At 45.5% G+C, this 13,250-nt stretch carries 13 protein-coding genes; 6 read left to right on the top strand and 7 right to left on the bottom strand.

Annotated features, from left to right (window positions below):
• Window positions 1-35: 35 nt before the first annotated feature.
• Both elbB and C1S73_RS27955 read right to left on the bottom strand, forming a co-directional pair.
• Window positions 36-686, bottom strand: coding sequence for an isoprenoid biosynthesis glyoxalase ElbB (elbB, locus tag C1S73_RS25040; RefSeq protein ID WP_038867473.1), 651 nt, complete (start codon window positions 684-686; stop codon window positions 36-38).
• 12 nt (window positions 687-698) lie between these two features.
• Window positions 699-845 (bottom strand): hypothetical protein, encoded by a 147-nt coding sequence (locus C1S73_RS27955; RefSeq protein WP_005453721.1) that lies wholly within the window; start codon window positions 843-845, stop codon window positions 699-701.
• 129 nt (window positions 846-974) lie between these two features.
• On the opposite strand from C1S73_RS27955, the gene yddG reads away from it, so the two are divergent.
• Entirely contained in the window at window positions 975-1,877 is a 903-nt protein-coding gene (gene yddG / locus C1S73_RS25035) for an aromatic amino acid DMT transporter YddG (RefSeq protein WP_038867475.1), read from the top strand.
• 1,627 nt (window positions 1,878-3,504) lie between these two features.
• Here yddG and C1S73_RS25030 read toward each other — a convergent pair.
• Together C1S73_RS25030 and C1S73_RS25025 are read right to left on the bottom strand one after the other, a co-directional pair.
• Window positions 3,505-4,398, bottom strand: coding sequence for a cation diffusion facilitator family transporter (locus C1S73_RS25030; protein WP_038869629.1), 894 nt, complete (start codon window positions 4,396-4,398; stop codon window positions 3,505-3,507).
• A gap of 175 nt (window positions 4,399-4,573) precedes the next feature.
• A complete protein-coding gene (locus C1S73_RS25025) occupies window positions 4,574-5,452 on the bottom strand; it encodes a LysR family transcriptional regulator (protein WP_038869630.1) in 879 nt (292 codons plus the stop codon).
• Between the two features lie 173 nt (window positions 5,453-5,625).
• Between C1S73_RS25025 and C1S73_RS25020 the strand changes: the two genes are divergently transcribed.
• Window positions 5,626-6,201, top strand: a complete 576-nt coding sequence (locus C1S73_RS25020; RefSeq protein ID WP_038869631.1) for a class I SAM-dependent DNA methyltransferase — start codon at window positions 5,626-5,628, stop codon at window positions 6,199-6,201.
• A 63-nt stretch (window positions 6,202-6,264) separates the two neighbouring features.
• Here C1S73_RS25020 and C1S73_RS25015 read toward each other — a convergent pair whose 3' ends face one another.
• Window positions 6,265-8,235, bottom strand: coding sequence for an acetoacetate--CoA ligase (locus C1S73_RS25015; RefSeq protein WP_038869632.1), 1,971 nt, complete (start codon window positions 8,233-8,235; stop codon window positions 6,265-6,267).
• A gap of 221 nt (window positions 8,236-8,456) precedes the next feature.
• Here C1S73_RS25015 and phhA point away from each other — a divergent pair, with 221 nt between their 5' ends.
• Window positions 8,457-9,251, top strand: a complete 795-nt coding sequence (gene phhA, locus C1S73_RS25005) for a phenylalanine 4-monooxygenase (RefSeq protein WP_038869634.1) — start codon at window positions 8,457-8,459, stop codon at window positions 9,249-9,251.
• On the top strand, window positions 9,241-9,579 hold the full coding sequence (locus C1S73_RS25000) for a 4a-hydroxytetrahydrobiopterin dehydratase (RefSeq protein WP_005433587.1): 339 nt from the start codon (window positions 9,241-9,243) through the stop codon (window positions 9,577-9,579). The genes phhA and C1S73_RS25000 overlap by 11 nt, the downstream gene beginning before the upstream one ends.
• 95 nt (window positions 9,580-9,674) lie before the next feature.
• Here the strand turns inward: C1S73_RS25000 and C1S73_RS24995 are convergent, their stop codons facing one another.
• Entirely contained in the window at window positions 9,675-11,444 is a 1,770-nt protein-coding gene (locus C1S73_RS24995) for a choice-of-anchor I family protein (protein WP_038869635.1), read from the bottom strand.
• Between the two features lie 232 nt (window positions 11,445-11,676).
• Here C1S73_RS24995 and C1S73_RS24985 point away from each other — a divergent pair, with 232 nt between their 5' ends.
• Window positions 11,677-12,021: a HopJ type III effector protein gene (locus C1S73_RS24985; RefSeq protein ID WP_005442588.1), complete on the top strand. Its 345-nt coding sequence runs from the start codon at window positions 11,677-11,679 to the stop codon at window positions 12,019-12,021.
• Window positions 12,022-12,081: 60 nt separating this feature from the next.
• On the opposite strand, the gene C1S73_RS24980 is transcribed toward C1S73_RS24985, so the two are convergent.
• On the bottom strand, window positions 12,082-12,390 hold the full coding sequence (locus C1S73_RS24980; protein ID WP_038869637.1) for a cysteine-rich CWC family protein: 309 nt from the start codon (window positions 12,388-12,390) through the stop codon (window positions 12,082-12,084).
• Between the two features lie 161 nt (window positions 12,391-12,551).
• Between C1S73_RS24980 and C1S73_RS24975 the strand changes: the two genes are divergently transcribed.
• Window positions 12,552-13,250 (top strand): DUF3313 domain-containing protein, encoded by a 699-nt coding sequence (locus C1S73_RS24975; protein ID WP_038869640.1) that lies wholly within the window; start codon window positions 12,552-12,554, stop codon window positions 13,248-13,250.

Here is a 13,250-nt window from a genome sequence, read left to right as displayed (position 1 = left end):
GTTCGTATGGTGTGTTTTAAGCAAACGTTTTCGATTTAGGCGATTTTAACTAACTTATCTACTAGTTTTTCAATGCCTGACGCGGCTTGGGAGATATTCTCCGCTAACATATAAGCTGGTGTTGAAAGCACGTTGTGTTTTTCATCAAAATGAATTTCATCCACCTGACAATTGACGTGCTCCCCCCCCATATGACCGAATGCTGCTGCAGTGGCTTCATCATTACCAATGGTGCCTTTTACACCTTGATCATAAATCATCGGGATAATAGTTGGTGCGATGCATAGATACCCTGCAGGTTTGCCCGCTTGAGCGAACGCACGACACGCTTGGGCGACGTGAGTATTAATCGAACACTCTGCGCCTGAGACGGCGAAGTCGGTTAAGTTTTTCGCGGCACCAAATCCACCTGGAAGCAGTAGGGCATCGTATTCATCAACGTTAAATTTGGCGACATCGTCAATGTTACCGCGAGCGATACGAGCTGATTCGATCAAGACGTTGCGTGTTTCATCCATTTCGTCACCGGTTAGGTGATTGATGACGTGGAGTTGGTCAATGTTAGGTGCAAAGCAGTGCCAAGTTGCACCTGCTCTCTCGATGGCGTAGAGCGCCAATACGGCTTCGTGGATCTCAGAGCCGTCGTAAACGCCTGAACCACTTAAAATGACTGCGACTTTTTTCATGATTGGATTCCTTTACTCTGAACGTTCCTTAGATTGTTCTTCACTATCTAGACCATGCGTTTCCGAATGTGTTTCAACGTTTTCACTTTCGTCGTCTTCCTCATAGTAGCGCACAACAAAAGGTGTCAGCATGACACTCGAAGGCAGAAAATGTTTCATATCGACTCCAACCGCTTAATAGAGTAGTTTTTATACGGATTTTGGGAAAAGAGTACGTTGAAGCGGATCATTTTTGAGTTAAGCTGCAGTTTCCTTTGGCATTCATGAGCAGTAGGTCACATAGATAACATGCAATCCTATCAGTTTCGTTTCACCCTTTATGGTTGTATCGCCATTCTCTCTTGGAGCTGTTTGCTAGGCATCGCTAGATTGGTGACAGAAAGTTTAGGGCCCGTGGGCGGATCAGCCATGCTGTATTCACTGAGCTCCATTTTTCTGTTGATTGTGGTTGGCATCCCAAAACTGTCGTATTTCTCACCCAAGTATTTAGTTCTCGGTGGGGCGATGTTTGTCTGCTACGAGATCTTCCTTGCGCTGGCGTTGGGCTACTCCAATTCTCGTTCTCAGGCGATTGAAGTTTCGATCGTCAATTATCTATGGCCGGCACTAACCGTTTTGTTTGCGGTATTGGGCAGTAACAAAAAGCCGAACTGGTTACTGTACCCGGCAGTTATGTTGGCATTCATTGGTGTCGCTTGGACGGTCAGTGGTGATAGCGGTTTATCACCAACGCAGTTATTGGCGAACATCAGCAGCAATCCGATTGTTTACTTCATGGCATTTGCAGGCGCAGTCATCTGGGCTGTGTATTGCAATCTGACTCAAAGACAACAATCGAAGCACAACGCGATTACTTTGTTCTTTATCGCGACAGCCATCTCTTTGTGGATCAAATACGCCTTTACTGATGAGCCGCCAATGGCATTCAGTTGGGAAGCGATGGGGTACTTAGTGGCTTCTGCAGCTTTAATGGCGGGTGGTTACGGATTATGGAATATCGCGATTGTTGGCGGCAATATGGTGTTTCTCGCAACCTTGTCTTACTTTACGCCGATTTTCTCTGCTCTGTTTTCTTCTATTATTCTGGGTGTCACTCTAAGTCACAGCTTTTGGCAAGGAGTCGTAATGGTAACGGTTGGTTCGTGGATGTGTTGGTTAGTCACCAAAGAGAAGCGCGAAGCGGCTGGGTAAGTTTTCTGTAGAAGAGGGCGAGTGCATAAGTCAAAGTTCAAAGCACCAACCCCTCCTAACTTCCCCTTATATTGTGCATTTAAGCTCTCAACACCCCGAGTCAAAGGGGAGGGACTCGCCCTACATCTGAGGTTAGTCTATTGCGCACTATGAGCATTCGCGGGAGCAGTAGAGGAGTGGTGATCTTAAGTTAGCAAAGAATAACTCTCCTCCTTTATCGCTGTATTCAAATGCGAAGCAACTCAAGTCGATAAAGGGGGAGTTGGAGGGGGTTGCAAGTTCACAAGCCTCAGTTCAATGTACCAACCCCTCCTAACCTCCCCTTGTATTTGGCATCTAAGCTCTCAACACCCCGAGTCAAAGGGGAGGGACTAGTTCTACATCCGAGGTTAGTCCATTGTGCACTATTAGCATTCACAGGGTCAGTAGAGGAGTGGCGAGCTTAAGTTAGCAAAGAATAGCTCTTCTCCTTGAACGCCGCATCCAAACACGAAGCAATTTCAGTCAATAAAAGGGAGAGCTGGTGGGGGCAAGTTCACAAGCCATAGTTCAATGTTCCAACCCCTCCTAACCTTCCCTTGTATTGTGCATTTAAGCTCTCAATACCCCGAGTCAAAGGAGAGGGACTGGTCTCGCATCCAAGATCAATCCATCGCTCATTGTTAGCATTCGCAGGGTCAGTCGAAAAGCGGCGAGCTTAAGTTAGCAAAGAATAGCTCTCCTCCATGAACGCTGCGTCCAAACGCGAAGCAATTTCAGTCAATAAAAGGGAGAGCTGGTGGGGAGTGTAAGGTCACAAGCCACAGTTCAATGTACCAACCCCTCCTAACCTCCCCTTGTATTTGGCACCTGAGCTCTCAACACCCCGAGTTAAAGGGGAGGGACTCGTCCTACATCTGAGGTTAGTCCATTGCGCACTATTAGCATTCGCAGGGTCACTATAAGAGTGGCGAGCTTAAGTTAGCAAAGAATAGCTCTTCTCCTTGAACGCCGCATCCAAACACGAAGCAATTTCAGTCAATAAAAGGGAGAGCTGGTGGGGGCAAGTTCACAAGCCACAGTTCAATGTACCAACCCCTCCTAACCTCCCCTTGTATTTGGCGTCTAAGCTCTCAACACTCCGAGTCAAAGGCGTCCTACATCTGAGGTTAGTCCATTGCGCACTATTAGTATTCGCAGGGTCAGTAGAGGAGTGGCGAGCTTAAGTTAGCAAAGAATAGCTCTTCTCCTTGAACGCCGCATCCAAACACGAAGCAATTTCAGTCAATAAAAGGGAGAGCTGGTGGGGGCAAGTTCACAAGCCACAGTTCAATGTACCAACCCCTCCTAACCTCCCCTTGTATTTGGCATCTACGCTCTCAACACCCCGATTCAAAGGGGAGGGACTCGTTCTACATCCGAGGTTAGTCCATTGTGCACTATTAGCATTCGCAGGGTCAGTAGAGGAGTGGCGATCTTAAGTTAGCAAAGAATAACTCTCCTCCTTTATCGCTGTATTCAAATGCGAAGCAACTCAAGTCGATAAAGGGGGAGTTGGAGGGGGTTGTAAGTGCATCAATCGAAGAAATAAAAAAGCTCCCGAGATTGGGAGCTTTTCTTTTGAGTTCTAATGATTTCTGGTGGTGCTCTAATACGCGACGTTCAATTGTAATTGAAGCTTGAATCTGTGCTTCGATAGTCGCTTAGTAAGCTGCTTACGAGTGTGCTCTAGCGTATCAAGCTCTAGTGTGTCGTCATCCACATGCACGTCCACATTTACTCGTAGCTCTTGACCAACTTTAGTAACGCCAGCCAGTTTCAATTGGTGCTCAGTCACTTTTTCGATGTCTGAAACGTCTTTACCAACGCTCTGACACAACTCTTTACTTGGTGTCATCATTAACAGTTCGCGTAGGGCACCAACTAGCATCTCAAATGGTACTTTAAGGAAATAGAAGCCCATCAATAGCATCATCATTGGGTCTGCATAGACGGCGTAGTGGGCGTATGGTGTTAATGATACTAACCAAGCAGCGATAAAACCTGCTGTAACAGCAACACTTAAAAGCGTATCCATTTGCCATTGTTTTTTCTCAGCTTCGATTAAACCTGACGAGAAGCGACGGCTTTTCTTCGCCATAAACCACCAAGCGTAACCACAACCAACCACATTAACGACACCGAAGATAGTTGCAATAGAAGCATCAACCTCTCGGCCGCCTGACATCAGCGCGGTTACCGCTGAGAACAACGAGAAAGCAACCACAATTAGAATAACCGCTGCTTTGATAGCGATAACGATAGGTTCAAGTACAGCCTTGCCGAAAGGAAAAATAGATTTTGATGGCTTGCTGATGTAGTAAGAAGCTGCCAGTGACAATAAAGTTAACAGCAGGCTAACCAGAGAATAAACACCGTCAAATACGATGACGATCGACCCAACAAGCAAGCCAAGTACCATCCCACCGACTGCAAACCCAGAAGCTAAAAGGGCTGAGAAGGTTAAGATTCGGTTTTCGTTTTTGCTTGTCCTGTCACACATAAAATATGCCTTTTATTTCTACACCCTTACATTGTTCTCTTCTGGGCAAATTTAAGCAAATTAAAACTGCGTGACATTTAATCGATGTGAGATGGTTCTTTGGTGGTTTTCTTATTATTCAGTGACTTATGCTTACTTCTTTCTGTCAATATATTTGACGCTCAGTGAAATGTGTTTAGAAGTCGAATAAATACTCGCTTAATTTATCAGCCAGCCAACTCATTGCAGGGTGCTCTGTTTGCCCGTTTGGCACAAACATACAGTAGTCCTCTTGCGTCAAACCATAGGTGTGTTTGATCACTGCAAGTTTCTGATGTCTCAAATAATGTCGGATCAAAGGCTCTGGCAATACACCCCATGCGTCTTCTTCCAAAATGGTGTTTAGCATGTAGTCAAAACTGGAAAAACCAATGTATCGAGTAGAAAAGGGGTGGAGTTCCGGGTTGTCTTTTTCATTCAAGTACACCATCAACGCTTGCATCTGGTTACGCAGGTCTTCATCGGTTACGCGGCGCATTTTACTCAGTTGGTGATCAAAGCCACAGACCGACATCATTCGAATTTTGCCTAATGGATTGTAGACAATATGCGGGTCGTCAACACGTTCGTAGTCTACACCAAAAGCAAAATCGACTTGTTGTGTACTGACTAAATTTGAAAGGTCGCCACTGGAAGCCAATATCAAGTTGAAGGTGGTTGAGGGGAAGCGATTATTGAGTGTGTGAGATAGCTCTTGCCATAATTCATCAGGAAGGGAGTCATCACGTGCGACCCAAACTTCTGCGTTGAACCCATCAGACACTAGAGCGCAGGTTTTCTTGATACGTTGAGCTGTAACAAGCAGGTTTTCGCAATCTTTATAAATCGCCTTTCCTGCTTCAGAGAGCATGAGTTGATTGCCCGTGCGAAGGAACAACTCAACATCTAAGTCTTTTTCAAGCGCCTTAATCGACATGCTGAGTTTGGTTCGATTGCAGTCTAATTGGCGTGCCGCCTCTGAGACGGAACCGCACTCGGCAATGGTACAAAAAGCTTCAACTTGAGCTAAGTTCATGATTAGACGAGACCTAAAGTGAAATGGTAATAACGCGCAGTACGTTGGAATTGACTTTCTAATGGTAAGAAAGATTATCGAAAAAAAACACGGATTCGCCAGATAAGTCTATGGTGTTTTAACGTTTTTGCGGTAATCTATGGGGGTTACAAGAAGTGAACATGGAGGCCACGATGGCACAAGATTGGGACGGCTTAGCAAAGAATTGGGAATCAAACCCAGCAACAGAACAATTTGCTCAGTCGGTGTTTGCACAGTTACAACAGCTTACTCAGCTTGATGGCATTAAAGTATTGGATTTTGGATGTGGGACTGGGCAGTTAAGCCAGCTGTTGTCACCATCCGCTAAAGACATTGTGGCATTGGACGCGTCCGAAGCTATGATCGAAGAGCTCGATAAGAAAGAACTTGTAAACGTTGAACCGGTAGTGGATGTGTTAACCCGTGGTTTGGTTGCTCAACATCCAGCGTTTCGTAATCAGTTTGATCTTGTAGTGGCATCTTCTGTGCTTGCATTCATTGATGATTTTGAAACCGCATTAAAGATTTCGCATTCATTACTCAATAAAGGTGGCTATTTTGTTCACTTCGATTGGGTTGCAAATTCAGCGAAAGAGGGCTTCACTCTAGCGAAATCAGAGAATGCACTTATCAAAGCAGGCTTTGCTGAGGTAGAAACGAAGAAGGTCTTCGAAATCACATCAGACGGGCACACAATGTCAGTATTAATGGGCGTAGGTCGCCGTTAATCTCCGATAAAGAACATAAGAAAAGCGAGCTATTTAGCTCGCTTTTTTGTTTCCTTCGATTCGCTAGACAAAAGTGAGTTGTCGAATTTCTTCTAAAACGTCTGGATTCGCAATCGCACCTAAGTTCTCGACTTCCTTGCCATTTATGACTTGTTTGACTGCAAGTTCCACCAACTTCCCTGAGCGTGTTTTAGGAATGTCGCTAATGGCGAAGGTTTGGCTTGGCACGTGTCTTGGCGAGCAGGACGTTTTGAGGCGCGACTTAATCTCTGCTACTAACCTGTCATCTAAAGTGACACCCGAAGCGGTCTGCACAAACAGCCAGATTTGTTCATTGCGATCGACCTCTTTACCTACGGCAATGGAATCGACGATACCGTCAATGGCGTTTACCTGCTGATAAATCTCCGCTGTGCCGATGCGCACACCGCCAGGATTCAACAATGAATCGCTACGACCGTAGAAAACAAACCCACCTTTGGCGCTGCGTTCGACATCATCACCGTGATGCCAGATATCATCGAACTTGTCCCAGTAAGTGTTGTGGTAGCGTTCCCCTGTATCGTTCCAAAAGCCGACAGGGAAGTTGGGCATGGAGTTGGTACAAACTAGCTCACCACGTTGTTCATTGACGCTTTGACCTTGTGAGTCGAACACTTGAACATCAATCCCCAAGCCAGCGTACTGACATTCACCACGATAAACAGGCGAGATAGGGTTACCTAATACAAAGCAGCCACAAATGTCTGTTCCGCCTGAAATAGAAGCCAAGTGCAAATCTTGCTTGATTCGTTGATACACGTAGTCAAACTGCTCTGGATAAAGCACTGAGCCCGTGGAGCACAGGGTTCTCAAAGCTGGGAGTGAGTAATCTTTGATAGGTGACAATCCGGCTTTTTCTATCGCCTCTAGATACTTGGCGGCAGTACCAAAGAGACTTACTTCTGCTCGCTGGGCTAAATCCCATAATACGTGAGGTGCTGGGTAAACTGGGCTCCCGTCAAAAATCACCAAGCATGCGCCACTCGCTAGAGCAGATACGTGCCAGTTCCACATCATCCAACCACAGGTTGTGTAATAAAAGACACGATCTTTAGGCTGAATATCTGAATGAAGTTGATGCTCTTTAAGGTGATTGAGAATCGTACCACCAACAGAATGCACGATGCACTTAGGCTTGCCAGTTGTGCCGGAGGAATAAAGCACAAACAGCGGGCTATTGAATTCCACGCGAGTGTAATGCAACGGAGCAGGGGAATATTGATTAATGATGTTTTGCCAATCGTGAGTACAAACATCGCATTCGAATACATGCGGTTTGAGGTAACCGATCTGGCACACTTGTTTCAGTCCATCAAGATGATCCGCGATGTGATGGTTCTTCTCCGACATCTCGAAGGTTTTTCCATTAAAGGTATAACCATCGCAGGTAAAGAGAACCTTTGGCTTCACTTGCCCGAAGCGCTCAATAACGCTTTCTACCCCAAAATCAGGGGAGGTAGACGTCCAAGTTGCTCCTAAGCTGGTGGTGGCTAGCATTGCAATGACGGTTTGTGGCATATGTGGTAAATAACCTGCAACCACATCGCCTTGCTTAATGCCACATTCGACTAACCACTGCTGAACGCTCGAGACCTCATCACAAAGCTGCTTCCATGTGTAAGTATGTTTGTCGCCGCGTTCGTTTTCAAACCAAATCGCCAGCTCATCGGCTTGCTGCTCTGCCAAACTTAGCAGGTTCTCCGCATAGTTAACTTGAGCTTGAGGGAACCACACAGCATCTCGATTTTGCATTGGTGATTGCCAACGGCTTTCACCTTGTGCTTTTACGGTATCGCCTTGCGTGCCAATTAGGTCGCAAAATTTCCAAACCTCTTTCCAGAAATGCTCGTTATACGCCAAAGACCATTGGTGCAAATCAGAGTAGTTTTTGAGCTCGAACCCCTGCCGATTAATGTGCTCGATAAACTGCGTGATATTGGCTTGCTCGATTCGTTCTTCCGTCGGCTGCCAGACTTTGTTGCTCTCGCGCATAGCTCCCTCTATAACAAAGTTTTAACGTTTTCAGTCTGAGGTGAACCAGAAATAAAGTCAAACTCGTTGGAGAAACTAGCTCCTTATGTATATCAATGTGTTAGGTGTTAATGTAAAGAAAATGTTACACCTGAATTTTGAGTGGAAAATGGTCAGGGGATTGGAAGGACAAAAGAGTGTAGATAGGCTTAATGTAAAGGATTTGTTAACGGAGATGTGCAATGACTCAGTATCATTCAAAACCCGTCGATCAGGATGGAAGGGTAGAATGGAGCCATGAAGAGAATGCCATTTGGCGCGACTTGGTAACAAGACAAATGAGCGTGATTCAAGACCGTGCATGCAACGCGTATCTGCATGGACTCAAGCTACTCGATTTACCTCATGACCGCGTGCCACAACTGCCCGAAATCAATCGTGTTTTGATGGAAACAACGGGCTGGCAAGTGGAGCCAGTACCTGCATTGATCGACTTTGATCGTTTCTTCAATTTGCTTGGCAATAAACGCTTCCCTGTAGCGACATTCTTGAGAACGCGAGAAGAGTTTGATTACCTACAAGAGCCAGATTTCTTCCATGAGATTTTTGGTCATTGTGCCATGCTCACCAACCCTGATTTTGCCGCCTTTACCGAGCACTACGGACAGCTTGGACAAGCCGCGACACCAAAGCAGCGAGGGTACCTTGCGCGTCTATATTGGTTTACAGTCGAGTTTGGCTTGGTTCAAGAGGGTAATAAAACCAAAATCTACGGTGGCGGTATCCTTTCATCTCCGGGAGAAACCATCTATTCATTGGAAAGCGACATCGCGATTAGAGACGAGTTTGACCTGCAAACTGTGCTAAGAACCCCTTACCGCATCGACATCATGCAGCCGAAATACTACGTGATTGAAGATTTGTCCCTGCTTTTCCAAATTAGCCAACTGAATTTATTAAAACAAGCTGATCTAGCGATTGAAGCCGGATTGCTTCCACCACTTTTTGAACCAAAGGAACCTGCTCATGTTGAATGAACAAAAATGCGAAGCTTGTAGTATCGATGCCATTGCACTTAGTAAAGAGGAACAACAGTCTTTGCTGCTGCAATTGTCTGATTGGCAGATCATTGAGAGAGATGAGATTCCTCAACTTGAGAAGGTCTATAAGTTTAAGAACTTCAAGCAAGCGTGGGCGTTTAGCAACAAGATTGCTGAACTTGCAGAAGATGAATTCCATCACCCATCCATCTTGTTAGAGTGGGGCAAAGTGACCATCACTTGGTGGAGCCATTCTATTAAAGGTCTGCATAAGAACGACTTTATCTGTGCTTCTAAGTGCGACGCATTGGCTATTGAAGAATAGAGCTGAGTGATTATGTTCACTCGTTATAAACAAAAAGTGCCCGGACTGAAGTTCGGGCGCGTTACTTTTAATTTTGTTCTCTTGAAGAGCGAGAATTAAAGCTCAATTCGAAACACAGACGTCGTGCCTGAAACTTCATTGCCTACTGCGATAAAGTGTTGTCCGTTACGAGCAAAGTAGTTGATTGACTCTGGCGCCAAATCACCTGCTTTTGGATTGTAAGTGTCATTCGCACATTCGCCATCTTCCACTTCCGTACAAACTGGTTGGCTGTAATCACGACGGTTTACGTAATGCAGGAACTGCGCTTGCTTCGGGTCTGTGATGTCATAAATCATGATACCGCCTTGACGCTCCAAGCCGATGAACGCGTAATGACGACCATTGATTTGTGCTACTTCAATTGCCTCTGGCTCAATGCCTTTGTCGTCGCTGCGGTCATCGCCACTGTCATTGCTATCGTTGGTGCTGTTGAAGTTCTTACCTTCATTCATTAATGCGATGGTTGCGAAATCGTCACCACTATCGAAAACCAACTCACCGTTTTCATCCCAAATAGAGAATGAACGTGCGCCAAAGGCTTGAACATTGTCTTGCGCAGAAAGTGTTTGTTCAGGCTTAATCACTTTTAGACGCGCGAGTTGTTTGTTGTCTTTTAGCGCTTCTGCCAACGGGTGATCTGCTGAGACTTTCAGCTTCTTACCGCGCACTTCGTCAACATGGCTTAAACAGGTGCCTTGCTCAGAAGTATATTCATCTTTACCGAGGTAATCGTCTTCATCCCACTTAAAGCCTGCTTGGTCACACAGAGCTTGTGTTGTTTTGAAGCCATATTCACGACCGTCACCTTCGTTGGCAGAGAGTATGTACGTTTTACCGTTTACCGAGTAGCTGTCGAGGGTATCTGGCATGTACAGACCAACCAACTGAGGGTAGCTCTTAAAGTTGCCAATGATTTTGTCTTTGTTAGAAGCATCCAGTTTTGAGTCCGACCAAGTTTTCTCGCCCAGACCGACAATTTTCTCTACCGATTTGCTCTCAGGGTTTACGATTGCCAAAGCATTATTTTCTTGCAGTGCAACGTAGACTTTACCGTTTTCAGCAAAGGTGAGGTATTCCGGCTCTAGATCCTGCGCCACCGTGGCATTTGGACCAGAGATTCGAACATCAGCTGGTAATTCAGACTTACGTGCTCCATCAAACTCATTGAAACCAATCTGCGTGACGTCTGCTTGGTTTACGCCTTGGCTCAAGTCGATCAATGTGATGCTGCCTGCTGGATCGACACTGTAGTCACCATTTGGCTCACCTTCGTTTGCTGTCGCAATGTATCTGCCATTTTTTGAGAAGCCAACCATGTCTGGCAGTGCGCCGGTAGGGAAGGTGGTGATCAGCGACAAATCATCCGAGCGGTACAAGCCAACAATGCCATTCGCCTGCTTATTGCTGTTTTCAATCGCTACAGCGACTAAACCATTAAAGACAGCAACGCTGTTTGCCGCACCAATTTCAACGCCTGCCGCTTCACCTGCACTGTTGAGATCAATGAATGCGGTTTGCGTTGGTGCGCTGTTGTCATCCATAGAAAGCACATCGACACGCTTTTCTTGAGCGTTGACAACGTAAAGCTTGTCAGTACACGCATCATATTGAACGATTTCTGCTGCCGATGTATCGAACGGTGCGTCAGCGATAGACGTTCCCATAAAGGTCAAACCTTGGATGGATGTCTCCCCAGCAATAGGTGCTACCGATGCTTTACATTGGGCTGCAAACGAAGAGAGAGAATCGTCAGGTTGAGATGAACATGCGATGGCAAGTGAAGATAATGCCAATACGCCTATTGCCTTAAATGGGGTGGTCATGATATTTCCTTATTAAGCAGATACAATGTTGCTCAATGCACCTAAATGAGATATCTATTCATTCACTACAACAGTGAGGAATAGTGCATTGATTGATGTGTTGTTAAATAAGGCTCTGAATATATTTATGATTTATGACTCTTATATTGGCTTTTGATGAAACAAATGTGTCAGTTTTAATCTGAACGTATGTCGAACACTTAAGATGAAAAGACACTAGGAACTAGAAATAATGGAACTTAAAGAATTTTTGGATGCGCTAGCGGCATCACCTGAGACAGTAGAATTTGAAACGACAATGGCAGCCATTGAGGCAAACTACGCGTTTACGCCAGCGGCTTTTGTGAATGGTGAAACGCAGAATAATGCTGGTGAGAATAATGGCTCGTGCAAGATCTTCGCTTTTGGTCAACTGAATAACCTAAGCAAAGAGGCAACGTTGGCGTGTTTTGGTCGCTTCTACCGTGAAGACGTATTGGCACATCCAGAGAACAACGACCATCAAAACATTCGTAACTTTATGGTGACAGGCTGGGATGGCGTGAAGTTTGAATCCCAAGCGTTAGCGCAGAAATAGTTCGCAGAACTCACCTTCATTTCAATGATAGCCAGTCCGTTATGTCCTATATTCGATAGGCTAGGCGACTGGCTTTTTCTCCAAACATTTACGACACAAACAAAGCTGCCCCGCTTCTGGCTTTGGCAGAGCTCTGGTCTCAATATCAAAGCACCAACACGTCTTTTTCCCCGCAGCAATATCGCAGTGCGCGTTCGTGCCACACTCAGGACAAGAGTGGGTTGAATCATTTCCAACCAATTGTTCGATGATCGCGTCTCGTTGAGCATCAGACTTATCTTTCCACTGCACGATTTCTTCCATGGTTCGGTGACAGCCAGAACAGATTCCGCCGTTGTTCTTACAGGCTGCGCGGCAAGGTGACTTCATTATTTTTCTCGTTATGCTTTCCAGTAAGCGGCGTACTTTAACATGAAATTGTGCAGCGGGAAGCTCAATACTTGATTCAACAAAACATCCATTAAGTGAATAAATACTAGCCAAATTTATATGGAATGATAAACTGTATACTCAAAGTTTGAGGAGTTGGTATGTTTAAGTCATTGGTTGAGCGCTTGTTTAAGGCGACGGTTGTTGTAACTCTGGGTTTCATCTTGAGTGGATGTGCAGGTGGTCCTGTCGTCAGTGCGACGAAATTCACCAGTTATGAAGATTTTCGTCCCGGACCAGAGGGTGGCGTTGATCTTGTTTGGGCCAGAGTTGGTTTGCGCGATGCTACTCGATTGAAAGAGAAAATGGATGAATACGATAGCGTGGTGATTGACCGAGTAATGGTTGTGGTTCAAGAATCTGAGCTCGATGATGAAGAAATCAATGAATTGACGACTTACATGGTTGAGCAGTTAAAAGCGCGCATCTCACCGGTCAAAAAGATTGTCGACCAACCCGGTGAAAAAACACTTCGCTTGAGCATTGCAGTCAGTAATGTAGAAACGCCTAACCCTCTTCTTGCGGTTACCTCAAGCATTCTTCCAGTTGGTTTAGGGATCTCGACCATCTCAAAAATTACGACAGGTGAGCATACCAATGTAGGTTCTGCGACGGTGGAGTTACTGGTGAGTGATTCTGAGAGCGATGCGCCTTTGTTCGCCGCGATTGATCGTCAAGCAGGAAATAAAGACTTCTCGACTATGATTGACTCTTTAGACGATGCTAAAGATGCAATTAACTGGTGGGTCGATCGCTTGGGTGTTACTCTTAGCCAAGATTTATCCCAACAGACTCAGTAG

The organism is Vibrio jasicida 090810c (assembly GCF_002887615.1).
Lineage (GTDB): Bacteria > Pseudomonadota > Gammaproteobacteria > Enterobacterales > Vibrionaceae > Vibrio > Vibrio jasicida.
The sequence above is the reverse complement of the archived record's forward strand: the minus strand, read 5'-3'. Positions and strand labels throughout refer to the sequence as shown.

Bases quoted from the DNA above. Each gene is read 5' to 3' on its own strand.
- elbB (WP_038867473.1), bottom strand. From the start codon at position 686: ATGAAAAAAGTCGCAGTCATTTTAAGTGGTTCAGGCGTTTACGACGGC.
- C1S73_RS27955 (WP_005453721.1), bottom strand. From the start codon at position 845: ATGAAACATTTTCTGCCTTCGAGTGTCATGCTGACACCTTTTGTTGTG.
- yddG (WP_038867475.1), top strand. From the start codon at position 975: ATGCAATCCTATCAGTTTCGTTTCACCCTTTATGGTTGTATCGCCATT.
- C1S73_RS25030 (WP_038869629.1), bottom strand. From the start codon at position 4,398: ATGTGTGACAGGACAAGCAAAAACGAAAACCGAATCTTAACCTTCTCA.
- C1S73_RS25025 (WP_038869630.1), bottom strand. From the start codon at position 5,452: ATGAACTTAGCTCAAGTTGAAGCTTTTTGTACCATTGCCGAGTGCGGT.
- C1S73_RS25020 (WP_038869631.1), top strand. From the start codon at position 5,626: ATGGCACAAGATTGGGACGGCTTAGCAAAGAATTGGGAATCAAACCCA.
- C1S73_RS25015 (WP_038869632.1), bottom strand. From the start codon at position 8,235: ATGCGCGAGAGCAACAAAGTCTGGCAGCCGACGGAAGAACGAATCGAG.
- phhA (WP_038869634.1), top strand. From the start codon at position 8,457: ATGACTCAGTATCATTCAAAACCCGTCGATCAGGATGGAAGGGTAGAA.
- C1S73_RS25000 (WP_005433587.1), top strand. From the start codon at position 9,241: ATGTTGAATGAACAAAAATGCGAAGCTTGTAGTATCGATGCCATTGCA.
- C1S73_RS24995 (WP_038869635.1), bottom strand. From the start codon at position 11,444: ATGACCACCCCATTTAAGGCAATAGGCGTATTGGCATTATCTTCACTT.
- C1S73_RS24985 (WP_005442588.1), top strand. From the start codon at position 11,677: ATGGAACTTAAAGAATTTTTGGATGCGCTAGCGGCATCACCTGAGACA.
- C1S73_RS24980 (WP_038869637.1), bottom strand. From the start codon at position 12,390: ATGAAGTCACCTTGCCGCGCAGCCTGTAAGAACAACGGCGGAATCTGT.
- C1S73_RS24975 (WP_038869640.1), top strand. From the start codon at position 12,552: ATGTTTAAGTCATTGGTTGAGCGCTTGTTTAAGGCGACGGTTGTTGTA.